This window comes from Paenibacillus sp. cl123 (assembly GCF_900101595.1).
GTDB lineage: Bacteria > Bacillota > Bacilli > Paenibacillales > NBRC-103111 > Paenibacillus_G.
Genome location: NZ_FMYY01000037.1, coordinates 1 through 22,047, shown reverse-complemented (window position 1 = coordinate 22,047; position 22,047 = coordinate 1). Strand labels below are relative to the sequence as shown.

Sequence of the window (22,047 nt, the reverse complement as noted above, 5' to 3'; positions counted from 1 at the left end):
GTCCCTCCGAAGGTGACAAATAGGGAATGACCGAAAATCTACATCAATACGCTCTCGATAAATACAGTCGTATGCTTGGCCAGATCGACTTCCTTCACATCCAGCTCATCCCCCGAGCTCTTCACGACGCGGACCACCGGTCTCCCCGGCAGCCCCCGGTGCTGGCCTACGACGACCCCCGTCTCCCGTGTGGTCAGACGCACCGACGTCCCCGTCGGATAGACGGACACCGTGCGCAGAAATTGGATGACCGCTTCATGGTCCAGCTTTTTGCCTGCCATAGCTACAATCCGCTCGCATGCGTCATGCGGCAGCATCCTCCGCCCTTCCGTCAAGTCGAACAACAGGTTGTCGTACGTGTTGGCCACGGCAACGATCTTCGCGTACTGATGAATTTCGTCCCCGCCCAGACCGCGAGGCCAGCCTTCGCCGTCCAATGTCTCGTGATGCTGAAAGGCGACATGGGCGCTTAGCAAACTGAACTCGCGCTTGTGCTTCAGCACGTCGAAGCCTCTCCAGGCGTGATGCTTCTTCGGATCGTCCGACGCATCGTCCGTGGTCAGCTCCAGCTTGCCGACATCATGCAGCAGCGCCCCGATCGCCAGCTCCTTTAGCTGTTGGGAAGCAAGTCCCATATTGATGCCGATCAGCGTGGACATCGTGCAGACGTTCAGCGCATGCACATACATCTCATTGTCCTCGGTCCGGATATCGGACAGCTGAACGAGCACCTCCCGGTTCGACATAACCTCCTCAAGCAGGCTGTCTATGCTCTGGCTCAGCTGCTTCGTGCTCAGCTCCTTGCCGGAGCGGATGGAGTCGAACGTATCGTTCATCCGCTTCATCACCATGCGCTTCGTTTCCTCTGAGACCACCTCGGGAATCTCGATATCTTCGAACTGCTTGTCTTGGATGTAGATCATCGTGACCCCGATCCGCTTCAGCGTGGTGATCATGAACACGGTCAGCTGCACGCCCTCGGACAGCAGCACGGACCCGCTCGCCGTGAAAATCGTCCGTCCGAGATACTGCCCCGACTCTACATTCTCGATATGCACATATCTCATCAGCTTGTCCCCCCGGATGGATACCCTTCATGGCGAAGCAGATAGGTCTTGATCTCCAGTCCTCCCCCATAGCCGACCATAGCCCCGGCTGCGCCGATCACCCGGTGGCAGGGAACGATGATCGGGACGGGATTGCGGTTATTGGCCCCGCCAACAGCCCGTACCGCCTTGGGGGAGCCGACCAGCGACGCGATATCTTTATACGAGCATACCTGCGAATAAGGAATCGTGCGAAGCGCCTCCCACACCTTCACCTGGAACGGAGTTCCGCGCAGATCCAAGGGAACGGCGAATAATGTCCGCTCGCCGCGGAAATAGTCCTCCAGCTCGGCCCTGGCCTCACTCACGGCTTCAGGGGCCCTGACCCAGCTTCGCGTGCCGAACCAGCGGTCCGACCACTTCTGCAGCCTCTCCCGCCCTGCGTCGAAACGGCCGAATTCCACCTGGCATACAGCGCCGTCATAAACAGCCAGCACCAAGGGGCCGATGGGAGAATCCATTTCATCATAAAATATAGAGTTCGTCGTCATGTCTCCCGCTTCCTATCCTCCCGGCTTCCGGCCTCCCGCGCCGCGGCTGCCTTGTTAATCTCCCGAAGCACTGCCTCGTCCTTCTCCCGCTCCACCGCCTTCCCCAGTGCATCCAGGGCTTCCGGCGTCCCTATCCGGCCCAGCGACCAGGCGGCCGATCCGCGAATCTCCGGGCGCACATCCGCCAGCAGCAGATGCGTCAGCTCCGGGACGCTGCTCTCATCCCGGAAGTTGCCCAGCGCGAGCACGGCATTGCGCTGGATCGGCTTCTTCCCCCGCCAGGCGGCTGCGCTGGAACCGAAACGCTCGCTGAACTCCCGGTTGGACAGGAAAAGCAAGGGCTTCAGCAGAGGCTTGACCTGCTCGGGATCGGGCTGGAGCTCGGGATGGTGGCCGGCATGCACGCCTTTGTTCTTCGGACAAACGATCTGGCATGTATCGCAGCCGTACAGCCGGTTGCCGATTTTCCGCTTCATCTCGTCGTCCTCGATCATCCCCTTCGTCTGGGTAACGAACGAAACACAGCGTTGGGCGTTCAACTGTCCCGGACCGACTAGCGCTCCGGTCGGGCAGGCGTCGATGCATATCGTGCATTCCCCGCAGCTCTCGGCGATCGGCTCGTCCGGAGGAAACGGCAGGTTTGTAATCAGCTCGCCGAGGTACACCCAAGAGCCCCACTCCGGCGTAATGACCGCACAATTTTTGCCGCTCCAGCCAATCCCTGCCCGCTCTGCAACAGCCCGGTCGACCAAGGCGCCCGTATCGACCATATTCATCGTCCGCACATCCGGCACCCGTTCAAGCAGCCAGGCCTCAATCCGGTTCAGCCGCTCCCGGAGCGCATGATGATAATCCTGGCCCCAGGCCGATCGCGACAATATCCCCCGATAAGCGCCCGGCTCCGACCGAGGAGGGTGCTGCAGCTTCGACGGATAGGCGACGGCAATCGAAATCAACGAACGCGGAGCCTCCAGCGACAAGGCCGGGTCCACCCGCTTGTCGATGTCCTTCTCCTCAAAGCCCGATTCGTACCCTTTCTCCCGATGCTTCAGCAAAATCGCCTTGAGTTCGTCGAAAGGCTCCGCGCTGGCGAAGCCGATCTTGTCGACGCCCAGCTCAGGGGCCGCCTGGCGCAGCTCCTCCCGGAGCGCCATCCAATCTATCGAATCCCTCTGCATCGTCTGGATCGCTGGCATCATAAACTCCTCCATTGCCGGATTGGCCATATGACCCGCTCCGCTTTCCCTACGACCAGCTCGAGCGGCACGGAGCCAAAGCTGCGGCTGTCGTTGCTGGCGTAGCGCCTCCGGTTGTCGCCCATCACGAAAACAAAGCCCTGCGCGACGGTCAGAGGTTCGAAGCGGCCGTCCTGAATGAGAGAATCCGTGTAGGATTCCTCCGCCTCCCGGCCGTTTATGAACAGCTTTCCCCGCCTCACATGCACTTCATCCCCGGCGACGGCCACGATCCGCTTGACCAAGTAAGGCGAGCCCAGGCCCGATTCGTCCGGACTGCGCAGCACGACGATGTCTCCCCGTCCCGGAGGCTTCAGGTAACGAACCGTTTTGTTAATAAACAGCCATTCGCCTTCATGAAGCGTCGGGTGCATCGAGCCGCCTTTGACAGCGGACACATGAAATAAGAAATGATGCACCAGCGTTACGACGATCATGGCAATGACCATAATTTTGAACCATTCCCAGATTTCGCGGCCTATCCCTTTGCTTCCGGCCTGCTTCGGCGAAGCTTCCGTCATTGTCCGCTCACCCTTCCGAATCCCGCTCCAGCCAAGCCTGGTAATATCGCTTGACCTGCTCGTCGTCAAAAGGCGGCAGTCCTCCCCGAACGCGTGTCAGCAGCCGTTGAAGTCCAAGCTTGGCCTTGGTGTCTACGATCTCCGGATAATGGTACTGCTGCTTGTGGCGTTCATATTCCTCCTGATCGACCACGTACACATCCCCGGCAGGCAGCCGGATCACGTCCAGGTCATAATCGATATACGTGATGATGCGTCCGCTGACATAAGGAGGGGAAGCAACATTACAATAATAGCGAACACCGTGCTCCTCCATGAGAGCCACTACGTTAAACCATTCGCCCGGTATAAAAAAAGACACCCCCGGAATCCGGCTGACCCATTCCTTGCCGTCCGCCTCGACGATCTTCGTCTGGCTGTTGATCAGCACGCGCATGTCCTGCTTCCTGTGCGACTCATGCAGCAGCCCGGTCGGCACAAGCCAGTTTTCAAGCCACATCCGGTGCAGATGTCCATCATGCTTGAAGCTTTTTATCGTATAAGTCACGAAGGTCTCCATGAGGTTCAAACCCTTCTGCTTGAGGCAACCCGGCGGATCATCATCCTGCCCGGTCCCCGGCGGTTGCTCCATCTCTTGTCTACTAGCATAAACGTATGAAGGAGCGGTTTCAAGAGCGCGGCGGCCCGAGTCTTCTCCGGACATGTGAAAAAGCATAACATCCGGGGCTGCGCCCTCTGTTATGCTCCCTTCCTGCGGGTCTCTTCCGTCTACCCGTTCACAATACTTAGACGGTGAGCCGACCGCGAAAAATCATCCGCCCGATAGCCGGCCTTCTCATATAACGGCAGAACCACTTCATTATGGACATCGACGGTAACCATGATCCGGTGAACCTTGCGCATGACGAAGCGTCCGCGAAGGGATTCGATCAAAGCTTGTCCGATGCCGCGGCGCTGATAGTTGTGCTCTACCGCGATACGGTAATAGTAAGCTTGCTGCTTGTCGATCGTGCCGACGATGACGCCAACGATCTCCTCGTTCTCCTCGGCGACCATGACGAGCTCGCTGTCCCAGGAAAGCTGACGGGCAAACGCGGCCATCGTCTCATCATAACAGGCATCCGACAATACATTCTTAAACAACTTGGTGACAGCTACATAATCCGACAATTGAAAAGAACGAACTTGATACGAAGTTACCAGCATGCTGCACTCTCCCCAACCACTCAAATGGTATTTTATAAAATACGACAAAACTTGCTATAATTCCTGCTAAAAAATTAAAAAAAGCTTAATTTTCTTAAGATTTTTGCAAAAATGCTCCGAAAGCGCTTTAAATGAAGCGTTTTCACGAACATTCCAGTTGTTTTTCTCGCAGCCGCTTGAACCGGATTCCGCGCGCCCCTCGCCCCCCCTTCATCCCCGTTCTGTTCGTTCTCACGCCAAACAGCGGCCCCCGTTCTTCCGAACGGAAAGCCGCTGACGTTCAGCCGGACACCAAGCTCCGGCCTTATTCCGCAGCATGAGGCTGCGAGTTGAATTTATAGCCGTACCCCCGCACGTTCTGAATAAAAGCGGGTTCCGAAGGATGCGTCTCGATCTTCTTCCTCAAGCTGCTGATATGAACGACGACGGTCCGCGCATCGGAGTAGCTCTCCACTCCCCATACCTCCCGGTACAGCTGCTCGGCCGTGAAGATCTGATCGGGATGGCGGGCCATGAACAACAAAATCTGCATCTCCTTGGTGGAAATATTCACCGGCGCCCCCTTCAGGCGAACCGAATAACCGGCGATATCGATCTCAAGTCCCCCGAAGACCAGCCTTCGCTCATCGTCCCCCCGGGCTGGGGAGGAGCTGCGGTGAAAGACGGGCGCGCGCCGCAGATTAGCCTCCACCCGTGCGATCAGCACATTCGGATCGAACGGCTTCGTGATGTAATCGTCCGCGCCCAGGCCGAGCCCCCGGATAATGTCCTCATTTTCCGTATTGCAGCTGATGAATATGATCGGAACATTGGACACGCGTCTTATGCACCGGCAAAGCTCGAGGCCGTTCATCCCCGGCAGCCCGATATCCAGCAGCACCAGGTCGGGAGGCTCAGTCTCGAATTGGCGCAGCCCATCCCCCCCGTCGCGCGCTGTCCTGACCTTATACCCGCGCGAATCCAGGTACAGCTGGATCAGCCTGCCTATCTCTTTGTCGTCCTCTACGAGCAAGATGTGATGCTCGGACACTCACTCCACCTCCTCAGGCAGAATTTCGACCGGCAAGGTAAATCGGAACGTAGCACCTTCGCCCGGCTGGCTCTCAGCCTCCACGTTCCCCCCATGAATATCTACGATTTCCTTCACAATCGCCAGACCGAGACCGGAGCCCTCGCCTTCCTGGGAGCCGCCGCCCTTTACGAAGCGGTCGAACACCTGATTCAATACGGACGGATGGATGCCCGTCCCCGTATCGCTTACCGAGATGGCGACTACGCCCTCTTGCGGCTTGTCCGGCTTGATGTGAAGTTCTCCGCGGATGGTTATCGTCCCTCCCGGCGGCGTGAACTTCAAAGCATTGAACACGATGTTGCCGATGACCTGCTGCATCCGGAATACGTCGACATAAACCAGCGGCGTCCCTATACCCGCCTCATACGCAGGCGGAACCAGCTCGAAGCGCAGCTGGCGGTTTTCTACGTCTAATCTATATTTGTCCACATAATCCCGAAATAAATCTTCCAATGTCACATAAGTGAAGTTAAAGGAAGCTTTCCCCGCCTCCAGCTTGGACAGATCAAACAAATCCTGCACAAGCCGGCTGACCAATATAACCTTGTCATAAATCATCTGCAGGTAAGAACGGTCATTCGGTCGAATGACTCCATCCAGCATCGCCTTCAAGTAGCCTTGAACCGCTGTCATCGGGGTGCCCAGTTCATGGGAGATATTGGCTAGCAGCCGCTGTCTGGACGACTCCGCATGCTTCAGATGTTCATTGGCTTCCTTCAGCTGGCCATAGCTACGCTCAAGCTCCTTGGTGCGGTCCTTGATCCGGTCTTCCAGTGTCGCATTAAGCACAAGCAGCTCATCCGACAGCTTCTCCACTTTATAATAAGCCTTTGAAAATTTCAGCGCAACGATCAAAGTTTGCACGATGATAAACTGCATGACGCCGTATGGCACGAAATCGGTCGTCTTCACCAGCCCGTTGTAATACAAAATATCGTTCAGCGCAGCTGCAAACATAATGAGCGACGAAACACCGTTAAGCAACGCGCCTACTCTGCGCCGGTAAGCCGCAAGCGCGAAGATGTACGTCATGTATGAAAATATGCCTATCAGGTAGAGCTGGAAGGGGAACATGGTGTAAGTGAAGATGCGGGCCGGGAAGATCAGCACGACCAGCGAGAAAAGAAAGCCCGTGCCCGACAGGGCATATGCCGCTTTTCTCGGCAGCTCCCCGGGATACAGCAGGCAAACGAACAGCACGAAAATCGAGATTCCCCAGTAAGGCGCCAAGTATTCGGCCTTCACCGCCAGCTCCCACGGAATACCGGGGAAAAATCGAATGAACAGCGTATCTCCCAGCAGCAGCGAACGAAGCGACAGCATCGAGCAGAAGATCCCGATAAGCAAGCTGAGGCGATCCAGCTTCCGCAGCGCGAACAGCGCCAGATGATACCCGCCCAGCGTCAGCAGCGCGATGGAAATGACAAGCTGGGCCACGATGTTCTTTTCGCGCATAAGCGTAACGGCTTCCGCATCTCCTATGTACAGCTCTGTCCATAAGCCTCCTTTTCGCTGAACGAAGTTGGAAACCTGCAGAATGACCTCATTCACCCCCGGCCGGGCGTTGAAGTATACCACCTTGGCATAATTTTTCGGCACCATCTCGGCTCTCGACGTGCCGACCTTTCCGTTCTCCGCCTTCAGCTCGCCATTGATCCACAGCCGGTAAGCCGTTGCCGCTGCCGGTATGTACAGCCCTTGCACCGCATGCTCCTTCTCCGGCGCCAAGTTGACCAGTATCCGGTAAGTCCCGTATCCCTTCGAACTAGGAGCGGTTCCGGAAGACGAACTCCCCCACGTATGCGGAAGCATGACGGCAGCCGCCGCTCCAGGGTCCGACTCAAGGCTATTGAAGTCCTCCGGAGCAAGCAAGCGCTCCCAATAAAACATCCATGGTCCGCTCAGTTCAGTCACCGTAGTCGAATCTGCCGAAAAGGGGACAGCCGCAGCGGCTGCCGGCTCATCCGCTGCGGCCGCAGGAACGGGACGCAGGAAGCCGCCCGCAGCTAGAAGGCTGGCAAGCAAACCTAACCTAATAAGAACTTTTACTCGCATCGACGATGGGCCTTCCTTATAGATAGATTAAATAAAGACAGAGTAAATAAATCAACGAATCTTCTCTATTATATCCGCAAACATCCGCTTATGGCGACTTCCGACAGGCGGCGACGGCAGCCTGACGGCATGCGATGCGCCGGTGTATACCGGTGAACGCCAAAAACAGGCATCCGGCCGAGCGGCCAAATGCCTGTTGCTTGTTATTCTGATCGGCAAGCTTGCGGAGCGACTAGAACAGCAGCCGGTGCAGAATCGTCATAGCCTGCGCGCGGCTTGCCTTCTCCCGCGGGGCGAACGTCCCGTCCGGATGCCCTTCGATCAGCCCGGCCTCCGCCGCCCGGCCGACCGCTTCCAGCGCCCAGCCGCTGATGCTCTGCTTATCCGCAAACGGCAGACGAGTTGACTTGGCGTCCTCGTCCGCCAGCGCTCCCCCCGCCGGGTAGAGGCGGCGGGCCTGCACCAGCATAACCGCCATCTGCTCGCGGGTGATCGGCGCCTCCGGTTCGAAGGCCGTCCCGCTGACACCGCTCACGATGCCTGCGGCATAGGCGCGGGCCACGGCATCGCGGTACCAGCTGTCCTCCGGCACATCGCGGAACGCAAGCTCCGCCTCCGGCGCAGGGGCTAAGCCCAAGCTGCGCGCGAGCAGTGCCGTGAACTGCGCGCGGGTCAGGATGCCGTCCGGCGCGAAGACGGCGTCCGTCATGCCGTCCGCGATCTGCCTGGCGGCCAGGCGCTCGATCGCCGTCTGCGCCCAGTGACCCTGAATATCCTCGAACGTCCGGTTCCACTGCATGACCGCATACCGGGAAAAGCGGTCGAGCTGCAAGCGTACGCGCCCTTCCGTCTCAAAGCTTCCTCCCGCATACTTCCATTCCCTGGAAGCAAGCGCGTAGAGATAGACGCCCGAGCGGCTCTTGTCGTCCAGCTTGGCCCGGTCATAGCCGAATTCGGCCCATACCGGCTTCGCGAACGCCGTGATCTCTTGGCCCGCCGCCCGCAGCTGCAGATCGTAGACGGGCGACGCCCACCGGGCGAACCCCGGCTTCATCCCGGTCTGCTGGCGGCTGTACAGCGACAAGACCATGCTGTCCGCCCCGGCAGGAAGCGGAACTGCATGCGGCGGGAACGTCAGTACCGCCCGGTCCGCCTCGACGACAATCGGTGTTCCTTGGGCCGAGGCTCGCTCCCACACCTCTTTCGGCAGTTCAACCTGAAGGCCCGATACAGGCTTGCCGTCCCCGCTTCGGGCATCGATGTGCAGCGGAGCCCCCTTGTCAGTCGCCAGCCGGCTCAGCAGCTCGGCCTTATCGGGCTTCAGATGCAGCTCTCCGCCCTCTATCGTTCGCTCTTCCTCCACGACAGGGAGGGCAGCCCCTATGCCTCCTGGCGCTCCTCCTCCACCTCCGATGCCGCCCCCTGCCGTAATCCGGTAAGTGAACGAAACCGGCAGACTGGGCACTCCATGCTTGACGGCTACCGCTGTCAGGGTCACATCGCCGTTCACCACCAGCGGAGCGCCATACTCCAGCGAATCCGGCGTTGCGCGCGGCCAGGGCGGCATTCCGTTTATCGTGTAGTAAATGCTCGCATCCGCCACCTCGCTCGTCAAGGTCAGCCGCTGGCTTCCCGTATACGAGCCGCTCGGCAGGGAAGCAATCGGAGACGGAGGCCGCTTCACAAACCGGGATTCCGCTGAGGAAATAAATTCCAAAGATCCTCCGCCGCCGGATGCGCGCATGGACAGCTCGTAATAATCGCTGGGGGAAGCGGCAAGCTGCGGCACCGTCACTTCTCCATACACCATGTTGTGTACGGATACGGCCGTGCCGCCCTCTCGGGTCACGGCTAGTTGAATCTGGCCGTCGATATCCCGGCGCTTCCTGCCCTTATCATCCACCGCCGTCACCTTTGCGCTGTAGCTGAGCTGTCCTTGATCGGCGGGCTGAACCGCCCCCTCCAGCACAAGCCGGGGAAGCGAAACGGCACGTTTCGCGCTCACTAAGCCCCCTCCGATGTACAGGTCCTCGGCCGGCGGCAGATTCGCGTAGGCAGGCCGCTCGATGCCGGGCCGTATGGCGCTGTCGCGGATAATGGCGCGGACCTCCGCCGGCGTCAAGGCCGGGTTCTGAGCCAGCAGAAGACCCGTCAGTCCGCTAACGAACGGAGCCGAAAACGACGTTCCGCTCGCATCCTCATAGGCCTCCGCCGTTCTGAAGGCAGCTGAGGTCGTATACATCTCTGTGCCCGGAGCGACCACCGTAACGGTCCCGATATTCGAGAAGTCGGCAATCGCCAGCTTGCCGCCCGGAAGCTGTGTGACAGCTCCTACCGACAGCACGCCGTCCATATTGGCGGGAAATGACGTCCACACGAATTTTCGTTCCTGGTTGGGCAGCTTGTCCGAGTCTCCGCTTTCGCCATAGATCCAATGATTGCTGCTGTTGCCGCTTGCCGCCACCACGACTACTTGATGGTCCAGCGCATAGTTGACCGCATCGCGCACGACCCGGATCTGGTCAATCCCCGCTGTCGCCGCATCTATCCCCAGGCTCAGGTTAATGACCTGAGCGCCATTTTTGACCGCCCAATAGATGCCGGCTGCCAGCTTGTCGCTGGGGATGACATAATCGTCCCGGCTTGCCCAATAGCCGACGCGGACGGGCAATATTTCGGCTATGCCGCCGGCCACGCCGGCAATTCCAATCCCGTTGTTGAGGCTGGCTGCGATAATACCCGCCACCTTGGTGCCATGCCCGTAGTTATCGCCGGATTCCCGGGTCTGGCTGACGGCATCCAGCCCTTCCAGCACTTGTCCGGCAAGGTCCGGATGATCTCCGTTCACTCCCGTGTCCAGCACCGCTATGCGCACCTTGCGGCCGTCTCCGGCCGGCGATGCGGCGATGTGGTTCCAGGCATAAGTAACATCCGTGACGGTGAGCCCCCACTGCTTGGGCCAGCCCGGGTCGTTGACCGGGGGAACATACGGCGGAGGCATCCCCGGGTCTCCGGGACCTGCCGGGTTTCCAGGGTTTCTCGGATCTGACGGACTTCCCGAATCTACAGCGTTTTCCGGATTTCCCGGTCCATCCGCGCCCGGCATTACGGGCTCATCTTCGTCCGCCATATCTTCCGGGACCCTTCCCGGCTCCTGGGACGAATCTTCCGCGCCGGGAGCAGGTCCGGCATGCCCGTCCTCCTCTCCGTCGGCGCTTTCCGTCGTATCCAGCAGACGAAACAGGTAGACCGGCTCCGCATATTCGACATCCTCGGACTGTTGAAGCTCCTGTAGAGCGGCATCCACGCTTTGGCCCGCGTCCAGCTGCACCTCTTCGAATGGAGAATCAAGCTCGCCCCTATGTACATCAGCCTGAGCAGACCGCAAACCGTACGCTTCTGCTTTCTCCGGCCGCATTTTATACTTGACCACTACTTTGCCCGGCAGCACCTCGGCTCGTCTCTCCTCTGCCGGATAAAGCGACTCCACTGGCTGCCGAGGCCGCAGCTGTCCCTCTTCCCCATAGGCTTGACCCTGTGCGATCCCCTCTCCCCCTGGAACGCAGACGACAGCCACAGCCAGAACAATCGCCAGCCCCCGGCCTGCCCAAGCCCGATGAAAGCTCCTCATGGATTCTCCCTCCCCGCTGCGCTATAAGGCGCAGATACTCCTAAGCCTCAGTATAGAGGCCGTCTAGCGGAACCGCAACTTGGCGTGGATTTTTTTGCTAGTTTTATAGAAAATTTTAGAATTCCTTCCGGCTTTCAAGCAACTATCGTCTGTCCGTGAACGTATGTAAAGTATGCGATAGGCTGCAAATGGAGGGATAGACATGTCGATAGAGAGAAAACATCAGAACGCAAACCGCGCAAAGCTGCTGAGCCTGTTCATGGCAGCGAGTCTCACCACAGCAGCCGGATGCTCCAATCAGCCCCAGATGCCGGCCACGGGCGGCACGGTGCCGCCGCCTCCTTCGTATGCGGGAACGGCCGGCAATCAGGGCGTTTCGCAGCTCCCCGCAGCAGCGGCGGCCGGCACCGCCCTCTCCTCCGTAAACGAGCTTCCCGCCGACTACTGCCGGGATGCCGATCAGGACGGCGACTGCGACGATGGCAGCGGCTCCGTGAATCGATCGGGCGGCGGTTACTATTACATTGGCAACACCCGGTATTACCAAAGGTCGGCGCCCGCAGGCGCAGCCTCGAAGCCAGCAGGAGCCGCGGCCGCCAATTCCGGCTCCCCGTCAGCGACCGCGCCCCCTGCGGACTCCACCGCCAAACCGACAACCAGCGCCAGAAGCGGCTCATTCACTTCTCCCGGAGGCAGCGCCAGCTCATCCGGGACCGCAGCAGGCACAGGAGCCTCTTCCTCCGGCAAAGGTTCCGGCAGCAGCGGCTCCTCTAGCAGCTCATCCAGTTCCGGCAGCGCCGGCGGGTCCTCTTCCAACGGAATATCCGGCTCAGGCAGCTCGGTGTCCGGCGGGTCTTCGTTCAGCTCAGGCATTTCCTCCGGTTCAAGCTCTTCTTCCAGCCATGGGGGCATCGGAAGCTCGTCCTCGTCGTCGAGCGGGGGCTGACATGCGGGGGCTCGCTCCGAGCTCCCGGGCGGCTTCCGCCCGTCTCCGGCTTGTTGTCCCGCCTCGCTTTCAAGCGCCCCAGGTGGTCTCAGCTCACCGCTGGCCGCTCGTCTTACTGTCAGGCCCTCCGATAACCCTCCAGCGTCTCGACCTGCCACCAGCCTTCCCCATCCCACCGTACTACCAGCGCTCTCAGCTCACCGTCAGCCGGTCCGACTCGTCTCTGACCGCCCCGCTCATCCCCCAGCCGTCCCTGCTCACCCTCCGCTCTTCCGTCGCCTTCTCGCTTGTCGCCCTTTGCAATCTTATCAATTAGCTCGCTTGCGATTACATCTACAACCGCAATCTCCTTTGTATAAAAGCGAGGGCTGAAGGTTAGGATAATCCGGTAAACTTTGGTCAAAAGAAAGGAGGCTGACGGGCATGAGCTTGTCGATAGAGGCCGGTCCGGAAAATATCCGCCCGATGCATGAACTCAGTGAACGAAAGACCGGGGAATGGAGCATGGACGAGCTTCGCTACCACCAGCGCGTGATGAGCGACTTGTCTCCGTGGTTGAATGCGCAGGGCACTGCGATGCTGGGCCAAGTCATTCATGAGATCGAACGGCGGGAACAGGATCGGTAGCCGACCGAGCCGTCGGTTTTTCGTCACGAACACTTAATATACATAAATGTTGATTTTATATCATAAATCAGCGATAATGAACATGAAACTTTCAAATTCTAGGAGGTAGATTACAAGATGGCACATCAATTACCAGCACTGCCTTACGCTAACAACGCACTCGAGCCGCACATCGACGAAATGACTATGATGATTCACCACGATCGTCACCACAACGCATACGTCACCAACTTGAACGCTGCGCTGGAAGGCCATGCCGATCTGCAATCCAAAAGCATTGAAGAGTTGATCTCCGACCTGAACAGCGTACCGGAAGCTATCCGCACAGCTGTCCGCAACAATGGCGGCGGCCACGCGAACCACTCCCTCTTCTGGGAAACGATCGGCCCGAACGGCGGCGGCGCGCCAACCGGCAAGCTGGCTGACGCTATCCAAGCTGAGCTCGGCGGCTTCGATAAATTCAAGGAAGATTTCGCCAAAGCAGGCGCAACCCGGTTCGGTTCCGGTTGGGCGTTCCTCGCTGTAACGAAAGAAGGAAAATTGAAAGTGTACAGCCTGCCTAACCAAGACAGCCCGATCATGGAAGGCGAAACGCCGATCCTCGGTCTGGACGTGTGGGAGCATGCTTACTACCTGAAATATCAAAACAAACGCCCTGACTACATCGCCGCTTTCTGGAACGTTGTAAACTGGGAAGAAGTAGGCAAGCGTTACGAGGCCGCTGTTAACTAATCCCGGCCCCAGCTATGCGAGGAAGACATGGTTCGCGGATATTCTGCGGCCATGTCTTTTTTTGTTTGAAGCAGCGGGCAGAAGATTAGCTGGCAAGTGAAGGAAAATCAAGCTATAATTCAGTCATATGTTTGTAATGACGCTAGATATCAGTTCCGGAAAAGAGTGAAGCTCATGAGCAAGCTGGTTCCTCTCCTGCAGCATGTGCCCTTGTTTCAGGACTTGGCGGTGGCGGAGCTTGAAACGATCGCCCCGTTGTTCGTCGAAAGGAAGTATAAGAAGGGCACGATTTTATTTTTCGAAGGAGATATCGGTGACGAATTTTTCTTGATTCAAAGCGGCGTGGTCAAGGTATACCGGATCGATAACGCCAAGGAGATTATTCTCTCGCTGTTTCATGAGGGAGATTTTTTTGGAGAGATGGCTTTGGTTCAGAAAGGCTTGCCCCGTTCAGCCACAGCGGAGACGCTCGACAACTGTTCCATCTACACCCTGGTCCGCTCGGAATTTTACGCATTCATGGAACGAAGCCCCAAGTTATGCCTTCGCCTGATGGAAACCGCCATGGAACGCCTGCGCAAAGCCAATGAACAAATCTATGACCTCACCTTTCTCGATGTTCGATCCCGCATAATCAAGACGATCTACCGGCTGTCTGAGGAATACGGCCAGACCAAGTCGACGGGCACCCTGATCAATATGAAGCTTACGCATCAGCAGCTCGCCAACCTGGTTGGCACCGTTCGCGAATCCGTGACGAAGGTGCTGCAGGAGCTGCAAGAAGACAACATCATCTCGATTAACAAGAAGTTCATTTCCGTCAAGGACGCGGAAGCATTGAAAAAAAGAATTTATTGATCCGCTCCTGTGCTCCGTCTCAACAACAAACCCCCGTGGTCCGCTGAGCAAGCGAATGACGGGGGTTTGGCGCGCTTTAGCCTTATTTATAAAGCCCTGCTTCCGTGCTCCGGTCTGCATAATAAGCATCCAGAATCCGGATGAACACATTCGGGAATGCATACGCCTCCCGGTCCTCCGGACCTATCCAGCGGTAATGCGACGGGAGCAGCGCAGTCTCTTCCGACTCGGACGTTAAGGAAAGAAGCTCGGGCCTCGCCACGCATACATCCATCGTCCAACGAATGTGGCTGAAAATATGCTCTGCCTGCATCAGCCATGTCAGTCCGTCGAAGCCGATACCGTCCTCCGCCGCATGAGCGCTCAAGGCGGCATCCGCCCAAGGCAGCACGCCCGGTCCCTGCTCCGCTCCGGCTGGCAGCAGGGCATGCGGCAGCTCCCACATCCGGGCCAGCAGCCCTTCGGCCGGACGCTGACGGATGAGCACCTTACCGGCATTCATCCCCTCTCCCTCCAGGAGCAAGGCAACGCGCGCCTCCGGGCGAGGCGGCTTGGCTTTGGTTTTGACCGGCAGGCTTTCTTCACGTCCGGCGGCGCGGCCGTCACAGCCGGCCATCACCGGACAGGTCAGACAGTTCGGAGACTTGGGCGTACAGACCATAGCGCCCAGTTCCATCAGCGCCTGATTGAAGTCGCTGGCCTCCCCTTCGGGTATAAGCTTCTGCGCCAGATTTTCCATGCCTACGCGGGTCTTCGGCTTCATAATATCTTCTTCCAGCAGGAAGTAGCGGGACAGCACCCGCATGACATTGCCGTCGACGGCCGGCTCCGCCTTATCGTAGGCGATACTGAGAATAGCTCCCGTCGTGTAGGGGCCTACTCCTTTAAGCGCGGACACCTGCTCCTTCGTATCCGGGACGACGCCGCCATAACGCTCCTGCACTTCGCGGACGGCAGTCTGCAGATTCCGCGCGCGCGAGTAGTAGCCAAGCCCTTCCCAAGCCTTCAGCACCTCATCCTCCGGCGCCTCCGCCAGCGCCTGAATCGTAGGGAATTTATCGATAAACCGGTGAAAGTACGGGATAACCGTATCCACCCTTGTCTGCTGCAGCATGATCTCGGACACCCAGATATGATAAGGATTCCGGCTGCGGCGCCAAGGCAGGTCCCGCTTGTGGCGGCGGTACCAGGCCAGCAGTTCGGAAGAAAAATAATGTTCTTGCTCAGCTCGTTCCATGTTTTCTCCTTTGCCTAGGCAGGCTCTTCTGCCTTGTTTCTACTCTTTCTATTATACGCGAATAGCGCGCGGCCGTCATCGGAACGCGAAGGTTTGACTTGGAGGTTCGGAATGTGTACGCTCAAAGCATGACAACAGAAAGCGAGGTGCCGGCTATGGAACAAGCCGACTTCTCCCGCCATCTCCGTTCTCCTGAGAAGGCAGCGGCCGGCTCTGCCGGACAAGCCCCTGACAAGGCACGGTCGGCCGTAGCCGGGTATGCCGTTTATTTGCATATATGGGGCTTCACGCAGATGATTTCCGCCGTCTGCCTGTTCGCTGCTCAGTTCAGGCCGCTTCCTGTGCCGGCGTCCCTGATCCCCGCGGCCGGCTGTGCGACGGCCGTGATCGTCTTCGCGTACCGCAGGCTCGCGACGGCGGGAAAGAACAAAGGCAGCGACGGAAGTCTGGAGCGGCGGCCTGAAGAGCCTTCAAGAGAGCGCCAGCTTGTCGCCGCCGCACTCTTCGCCGTCGCCTGCCTGGCGCTCCTGATCGTGCTGACGAGCACCGGGGTGATCGGCTCGCTGGACGGCTATATCGGCAAAGGGCTGCTGGCGGCTGCCGTCTATGCCGGGCTTTCCCCCGCTCTGGGCATCCCTGTCGGCCTGCTTGCTTTGTGGCAGCTTACGCTTACCGTCGTCGTCGGCTGGTTCTATCTCGGATTCGCCCCTGTACTGATCGACGGATTCGGAGGCGCAGGTTTAGTTGCGCTTGCAAGTATGATTCAACTTTGGAATAGGAGGAGGCATCGCAGATGAGAAAAAGAAGGACGCCGGTCAGAGGGGCTGTCGCAGTCGGCCTGCTTGCCTCGGCACTGCTGCTGTTATCGGCTTGCGCAGCCAAGGACGGACCTGAGCCGTTCGGAGGAGGCAAAGCCGCCGGCAGTACAATGACCGCTGAGGAAGCGATGGCCGGGGCCTCAAGCGAGGTACAGGCGTTGTACAAGCAGTCATGCCTGTCCTGTCACGCCACCAATTTGGAAGGCCGTGTCGGGCCGAAGACGAACCTGCAGCACGTCGGGGGACGCATGACAAAAGAAGAGATTGCCAAGCAAATAGAAAACGGAGGCAACGGCATGCCCGGCTTCCAGGGCAAGCTGAAGCCGGAAGAGATCGGCGCGCTGTCCGACTGGCTCGCCGGTCTGAAGTAATTTGAGTTAAGCCCCGGGACGCTCAGGGTCCGCTGCGGCCCCGGGCTCCCGGCGGCGAATCCACTTGTTCCGCTACGGCATAGGCCATAGCCATGGTTTCACTGTGGGAAATGGACAGGTGGAGAATGATTCCCCCTTGGCCTTTTCCTAGCTCCGCCGGGCGCATGCCCAGACGCTGCCAGGCCGCTTCGCTGATCCGGCACACCGGCTTGCCCAAGGAATCCGGAAGCACCTCGATATCCTGGAGGGACACCAGCTTTCCGAGTCCGCAGCCCAGCGCCTTGACCACGGCTTCCTTCGCCGCGAATCTACCGGCGACAAACTCGGCGAGCCGCTTCTGGCGCCTATCCGCCAGACATCGCTCCGCAGGGGTGAGCACCCGTTCCAGGAATCTCCTCCCCGTCCCTTGCTCCAGAATGCTCATTATTCTGGCAATCTCCAGCAAATCTGTCCCTACGCCGACGATCATCATTCTCTCCCTCTTTCCTATTAAGCCTCTTTCTGGCCAGCAGTTCCCGTCCCCATTCGCGCTCAGGCACAAAACAAGCCACCGCGCGCCGCAGGTAGGACCCGCTGCCGCACGGTGGCCGATTGAGCTTGCGCCGGAGCTGCAGATGTGATCGGCCCGCTCCGGAGCGCGCAGCTAGATTCCCGGTATGGCCACACGCTTATGCTCGGTTTTGAGATACTGCTTCTCCAGCTTCTCGCGAGCTTCGTCCGAGATCGTCTTCCCTTCCAGGTAATCGCTGTTGTCGCCATAGGTGATGCCGAGCTCCTGCTCATCCGTCTGGCCTTCCCACAGACCGGCGGTTGGCGCTTTGTCCAATACGCTTTGCGGGACACCCAGGCTTTGCGCAAGCTGCCGTACCTGCCGCTTATTGAGCGTGCTCATCGGCGTAATATCGACGGCTCCGTCCCCGTATTTGGTGAAGAAGCCGGTAATCGCCTCGGAAGCGTGGTCAGTGCCGACAACGAGCAGGTTCATCTCGAAGGCCAGCGCATACTGCATGACCATGCGGGTTCTCGCCTTCACATTGCCTTTGCCCCCGCGGCTCAGATGCTTGTGGATGCCCGCGCCCTTCAGCGCATGCTCCGCTTCCAGCGCAATCTCATTGACGGCTTCCTCAATATTGGTCTCCAGCCGGTATTTTAAGTTAAAGGCTTCCGCTACCGCATAGCTGTCCGCGATATCGGACTGCTCTCCGTACGGCTGGAATACGCCAACTGTCTTGAACTCTCGGCCCTTCTCCTCCGTCAGCTCATCGGTTGCGCGCTTGCACAGTCCGGCGGCAACAGCGCTGTCGATCCCCCCGCTGATAGCGATCAGCAGCCCGTCCACTCCCGCTTTCACCACATACTCTTTCAGAAAATTCACCCGTTTGCGAATCTCCGCTTCCACATCAATATGCGGCTGTACGCCGAGCTTGGCGATAATGTCCTGCTGCAGACTCATCCTATTCACTCCTTGTCTGAAATGCGTTGATGACGGACGCCAGCCGGGGCTGCGCCTGCCTTGGTTAGCTATGGTTACAAGTATACCACGATGGCGGGATAAGGAAAAACCGGCGGTGCCGTTTAGAAAACCTGGCCGAAGACCATGTATGCAAGTTCGCCGCAGGTTTAATCAGCCTTGGAAGGTGCTTGGGAAGTGAAAATGGAGGGAGGAGGGCGTTGACCAGACGGCAAGGCCGCGTTATTTATTTGCGCCCTCCTTGCCTATTGCCTCCCTGGAGCTGACCCTGGCGCTTATGCAAGACCGCGGATAAGCTTAAATGACTTATGCGCCGTCGCCGGTCCCTCTCTAAGACCGCGGGCAGGCTTGCAGACTAGGTTTCCCTCTTCAACGGATACAGCAACCGGGGAGGCTGCTTTCCCATCTTGCCCCCGTGCTGCCGCGCCATGATTGTTCTGAGGCGGCTTTAAGGGCAAGCCTTCCTGCTTGTAGTTCTGATTTAAAATTTCGGACAAACCGAAAAGAGAACCCCCGGCCAAAGCCAGGAATTCTCTCTCTTCTGCAGCGAGCAGCTCCGTGTAAACGCGGCCGCTCACGGCTGTCCTTACTCCGAAGCGTGCTCAGCACGAACGCTGACCGGAGATAACACATTGGTATTCGTGCCGTTGCCGATCAACCCGTAGGCGTTATAGCCCCAAGCCATGAATTCGCCGCTGGGGCTAGTCACGGAGCTGCTCATGTAGCCGGCGCTTATGGCAGCGGCAGGCTCTGCTAAGGAAATCGATGCCGGGAGAAGGTGTCCGGTCTCGCCTGGCAAAGCCAGCTGGCCTTCGTTATTGGCACCCCAGACCCATACCGTGCCGTCCTCCTTCAAAGCCATGCTGTGAAGCGCACCGGCCGAGACGCTTACTGCTGAGTCCATCGATACAACCTGTGCCGGGGTAGTCCGGTCACTCTTCGTTCCGTCGCCCAGCATACCTTCACTATTGTTGCCCCAAGTATACACCGAGCCGTCGTGAGACAGAGCCATGCTATGGAATACGCCGGCTGCTGCGGACTGAATCCCCTCCAGCCCTTTCAACTGTACCGGCGCGTGACGGTCCGCCGCTGTACCGTCACCGAGCTGTCCATAGCCATTGAAGCCCCATGCCCATACCGTACCGTCCGTTTTAACCGCCAGATTGTAGAAGGCCCCCGCTGAGATGGAGCTTATCGCCTCCAATCCGGCAACTTGACCGACTTCAGCCCGGTTAGCGGTTGTTCCGTCCCCCAGCTGGCCGTAACCGTTGAAGCCCCATGCCCATACCGTGCCGTCAGCCTTCAAGGCCAGCGAATGCTGCTCCCCTGCCTGTACCTGCACGATATCGGACAAGCCGACAACCTGGACGGGAGCCAGCCGCTTATCCTGCGTTCCGTCGCCCAACTGCCCAGCGTTATTGCCGCCCCATGTCCATACCGTACCGTCCTGAGCAAGCGCCAGCGTGTGGTTCTGCCCTACCGATGCAGAGCTGATCTGCGGAAGTCCTTGGATGTGTATAGGCGTCATGTTAAACAGCGATTCCTCCAGACCCAGCTGCCCGGATTCATTGCTTCCCCACGCCCATAGCGTACCATCCGGCCGTACAGCAACCGTGTGCATCGCATGGCCGCTGCCCATCGCCAAGGAACTGCCCAGCCTGCGTTCGACATCGAGCGGGCTTAATTTAAGCGTATTGCTAAGCTTCGAAGCATTCCCGGCTGCATCCTTCGCTCTAACGGCGAACGTGTAGGTTTGTCCGGCATTCAAACCGTAGGCCGTGTAGGTCGTCGCACCGTAAGTGATATGAGTCACGGACACTTCATCCTGAAACACCTCATATTCAGCGACGCCAGTATCGTCGGAAGCCGCTGTCCAGGACAGACTGATGCTGTTTGCCGTCCGTCCGCTTACACTTAGCTCAGGCGCGCTAGGCGCTATCAGGTCAGCTGCCGGCGGGATTGCTCCGTATACGCTCCCGCCAACCGTTTGCTCTCCATATACTTGATTGGTGACGGTTTGCCGCTCTTCCGCTGATGGAACCAGGGCTTTGCCGAGCGCACCAGCTTTCGTCTCTGCAGCCGCTGCCAAGCCGGAGGGAGACATAGCCCCGCCCCCGTTTTCAGCCTGACCGGCGGGAAGCAGCGGACCGTACCCCTGCAGCAGAACGAGCAGCGCGAGCAGAAGGCACTTTTTTGTGATTGTTGCTGAATTGCCTGCCAATCCGATCACTTCCCTACTTGTGATATGCGTGATTCACTGAAAAATTCTTCGTGCTGAAGCCTATGGTTCTGTAGAAATCAGTTACTTGATTTCTACTCCCCCGCTGGCATAGCCGGATATGGTGTTAACGAGTGATATTCCTGAAGCTGTTGCGGAATATACCAGCATGAGCCGATCGCCGGCTGCTACAGGAATGTTAAGACCGGTTGTTTGCCCGCTTGTAATGGTACCTATAGTCAATACGCCGGTTAATACAGGACTCAGCGTTACTGTTGCACCCGGTATAGGTGCGAACGTATTACTCATAGCTGTGGACTTATAAAGCTGGGCTTCCACAGTAACTGTGCTGCCGACCAGCGACTGGGCGGCTGTCGTGCTGAAAAAACCTGCCAGCGAAGTGATAGTACCGCTGCGCGGAACGCTGAAAGCGTAGTTTAAGTTGGTCCCTGCCGCCCCGGTAAGATCGATCGTGTTGCCAGAAAAGCCGACTCCTTTAACCGAACTGCCGAAGCCAACCAAGCTGCCCGTTCCTTTTAATCCGCCAGCTATCGTGGTTATATCAATCGGCAATCCGGAGCTGAATGGAATAATCGCCCCTGCACCCGGCGCTCCTTGCGGACCAGTCGCACCGGTTGCTCCAGTTGCACCTGGCGCTCCGGTGGCCCCAACGGCTGCCAGCAGCGTATAATCAGGCGAGGTGTCCGGCATGCCTGTCGGCGCTGCGACATTCGCTATATACGTGCTGCCGTTATACGTGACGACTGTGCCATTGGCATACGTTGGCGAAACTGCGGGATCAAATGCCACGACCCCATCAAGCCCTGCGCCGGCCGGACCGGTCGCTCCCGTTGCTCCGGTCGGGCCCGCCAAACCGGTTGCTCCAGCCGGACCTGTTGCTCCAGTGACACCGGCCGCTGCCAGCAACGTATAATCAGGCGAGGTGTCCGGCATGCCTGTCGGTGCTGCGACATTCGCTATATACGTGCTGCCGTTATACGTGACGACCGTGCCATTGGCATACGTTGGCGAAACTGCGGGATCAAATGCCACGACCCCATCAAGCCCTGCGCCGGCCGGACCGGTCGCCCCCGTTGCTCCGGTCGGGCCCGCCGGACCTGTTACACCGTCTGCTCCGGCCGGGCCTGTTGCTCCTGTCGCTCCTGTTGCCCCTGCAGGGCCCGCCGGACCGGTATCCCCCTTGCTAACGATGAGGGTATAGTCTCCCGAGCCCCCGGGGACACCAGACGGACTGTTGGCAGTCACAACGTAGAGGCTGCCATTATATATAACTACTTGACCCGGCGTATAGCTCGGAGCTTGTCCTGCTGTATAGCCGACCGCTCCCAGGAAGGTACCTGTTGCACCGGTTGCTCCCGTGGCTCCTGTTGCACCTGTTGCTCCCGTTGCACCAACGTCTCCTACCGCTCCGGTCGCGCCTGTTGCTCCCGT

Annotated in this window: 20 protein-coding genes; 5 read left to right on the top strand and 15 right to left on the bottom strand. The window is 58.6% G+C overall.

Translation table 11 applies throughout. From position 1 onward, the window contains the following. Positions 1-38: 38 nt before the first annotated feature. From BLR08_RS29750 to BLR08_RS29705, 10 genes are all read right to left on the bottom strand, one after another. Positions 39-1,067, bottom strand: coding sequence for an HD-GYP domain-containing protein (locus tag BLR08_RS29750; protein WP_072338198.1), 1,029 nt, complete (start codon positions 1,065-1,067; stop codon positions 39-41). After that, positions 1,067-1,597 carry a methylated-DNA--[protein]-cysteine S-methyltransferase gene (locus tag BLR08_RS29745; RefSeq protein ID WP_072338199.1) on the bottom strand — a complete coding sequence of 177 codons (531 nt, stop codon included), beginning with the start codon at positions 1,595-1,597 and terminating at the stop codon, positions 1,067-1,069. Before BLR08_RS29745 ends, BLR08_RS29750 begins: the two co-directional genes overlap by 1 nt. Continuing rightward, complete coding sequence (queG, locus tag BLR08_RS29740) at positions 1,594-2,793, bottom strand: tRNA epoxyqueuosine(34) reductase QueG (RefSeq protein ID WP_083537577.1); 1,200 nt, start codon at positions 2,791-2,793, stop codon at positions 1,594-1,596. Before queG ends, BLR08_RS29745 begins: the two co-directional genes overlap by 4 nt. Further along, on the bottom strand, positions 2,793-3,422 hold the full coding sequence (gene lepB, locus BLR08_RS29735) for a signal peptidase I (RefSeq protein WP_256257857.1): 630 nt from the start codon (positions 3,420-3,422) through the stop codon (positions 2,793-2,795). Before lepB ends, queG begins: the two co-directional genes overlap by 1 nt. Then, positions 3,361-3,912, bottom strand: a complete 552-nt coding sequence (locus BLR08_RS29730; protein ID WP_072338201.1) for a DUF402 domain-containing protein — start codon at positions 3,910-3,912, stop codon at positions 3,361-3,363. The genes lepB and BLR08_RS29730 overlap by 62 nt, the downstream gene beginning before the upstream one ends. Before the next feature lie 209 nt (positions 3,913-4,121). Beyond that, positions 4,122-4,559 (bottom strand): GNAT family N-acetyltransferase, encoded by a 438-nt coding sequence (locus BLR08_RS29725; RefSeq protein ID WP_072338202.1) that lies wholly within the window; start codon positions 4,557-4,559, stop codon positions 4,122-4,124. A gap of 304 nt (positions 4,560-4,863) precedes the next feature. Further along, positions 4,864-5,589: a response regulator transcription factor gene (locus tag BLR08_RS29720; RefSeq protein ID WP_072338203.1), complete on the bottom strand. Its 726-nt coding sequence runs from the start codon at positions 5,587-5,589 to the stop codon at positions 4,864-4,866. Next, positions 5,590-7,686 carry a sensor histidine kinase gene (locus tag BLR08_RS29715; protein ID WP_072338204.1) on the bottom strand — a complete coding sequence of 699 codons (2,097 nt, stop codon included), beginning with the start codon at positions 7,684-7,686 and terminating at the stop codon, positions 5,590-5,592. A gap of 232 nt (positions 7,687-7,918) precedes the next feature. Beyond that, entirely contained in the window at positions 7,919-11,317 is a 3,399-nt protein-coding gene (locus BLR08_RS29710) for a S8 family serine peptidase (RefSeq protein WP_072338205.1), read from the bottom strand. A 540-nt stretch (positions 11,318-11,857) separates the two neighbouring features. Further along, positions 11,858-12,421 carry a hypothetical protein gene (locus BLR08_RS29705; RefSeq protein ID WP_143014496.1) on the bottom strand — a complete coding sequence of 188 codons (564 nt, stop codon included), beginning with the start codon at positions 12,419-12,421 and terminating at the stop codon, positions 11,858-11,860. Positions 12,422-12,686: 265 nt separating this feature from the next. Between BLR08_RS29705 and BLR08_RS29695 the strand changes: the two genes are divergently transcribed. The 3 genes from BLR08_RS29695 to BLR08_RS29685 all read left to right on the top strand — a co-directional run bounded on the left by BLR08_RS29695 (position 12,687) and on the right by BLR08_RS29685 (position 14,480). After that, positions 12,687-12,890 (top strand): hypothetical protein, encoded by a 204-nt coding sequence (locus tag BLR08_RS29695; RefSeq protein WP_072338208.1) that lies wholly within the window; start codon positions 12,687-12,689, stop codon positions 12,888-12,890. 117 nt (positions 12,891-13,007) lie between these two features. Next, entirely contained in the window at positions 13,008-13,622 is a 615-nt protein-coding gene (locus BLR08_RS29690) for a superoxide dismutase (protein ID WP_072338209.1), read from the top strand. A gap of 174 nt (positions 13,623-13,796) precedes the next feature. Further along, positions 13,797-14,480 (top strand): Crp/Fnr family transcriptional regulator, encoded by a 684-nt coding sequence (locus BLR08_RS29685; RefSeq protein WP_072338210.1) that lies wholly within the window; start codon positions 13,797-13,799, stop codon positions 14,478-14,480. 82 nt (positions 14,481-14,562) lie between these two features. On the opposite strand, the gene mutY is transcribed toward BLR08_RS29685, so the two are convergent. Beyond that, positions 14,563-15,717: an A/G-specific adenine glycosylase gene (gene mutY, locus BLR08_RS29680; RefSeq protein WP_072338211.1), complete on the bottom strand. Its 1,155-nt coding sequence runs from the start codon at positions 15,715-15,717 to the stop codon at positions 14,563-14,565. Positions 15,718-15,830: 113 nt separating this feature from the next. Here mutY and BLR08_RS29675 point away from each other — a divergent pair, with 113 nt between their 5' ends. Both BLR08_RS29675 and BLR08_RS29670 read left to right on the top strand, forming a co-directional pair. Beyond that, complete coding sequence (locus BLR08_RS29675) at positions 15,831-16,514, top strand: hypothetical protein (RefSeq protein WP_072338212.1); 684 nt, start codon at positions 15,831-15,833, stop codon at positions 16,512-16,514. After that, the gene (locus BLR08_RS29670) at positions 16,511-16,906 is read left to right on the top strand and encodes a c-type cytochrome (RefSeq protein ID WP_072338213.1); all 396 of its coding nucleotides are present in this window, start codon (positions 16,511-16,513) and stop codon (positions 16,904-16,906) included. Before BLR08_RS29675 ends, BLR08_RS29670 begins: the two co-directional genes overlap by 4 nt. Positions 16,907-16,928: 22 nt before the next feature. On the opposite strand, the gene acpS is transcribed toward BLR08_RS29670, so the two are convergent. The 4 genes from acpS to BLR08_RS30885 all read right to left on the bottom strand — a co-directional run. Further along, entirely contained in the window at positions 16,929-17,375 is a 447-nt protein-coding gene (gene acpS / locus BLR08_RS29665; RefSeq protein ID WP_072338219.1) for a holo-ACP synthase, read from the bottom strand. Positions 17,376-17,549: 174 nt separating this feature from the next. Next, the gene (nadE, locus tag BLR08_RS29660; RefSeq protein ID WP_072338214.1) at positions 17,550-18,359 is read right to left on the bottom strand and encodes an ammonia-dependent NAD(+) synthetase; all 810 of its coding nucleotides are present in this window, start codon (positions 18,357-18,359) and stop codon (positions 17,550-17,552) included. A gap of 604 nt (positions 18,360-18,963) precedes the next feature. Next, the gene (locus BLR08_RS29650; RefSeq protein ID WP_072338216.1) at positions 18,964-20,598 is read right to left on the bottom strand and encodes an RCC1 domain-containing protein; all 1,635 of its coding nucleotides are present in this window, start codon (positions 20,596-20,598) and stop codon (positions 18,964-18,966) included. 81 nt (positions 20,599-20,679) lie between these two features. Continuing rightward, positions 20,680-22,047: exosporium glycoprotein BclB-related protein (locus BLR08_RS30885; RefSeq protein WP_218131603.1), on the bottom strand; the 1,368-nt coding region annotated here is incomplete at its 5' end.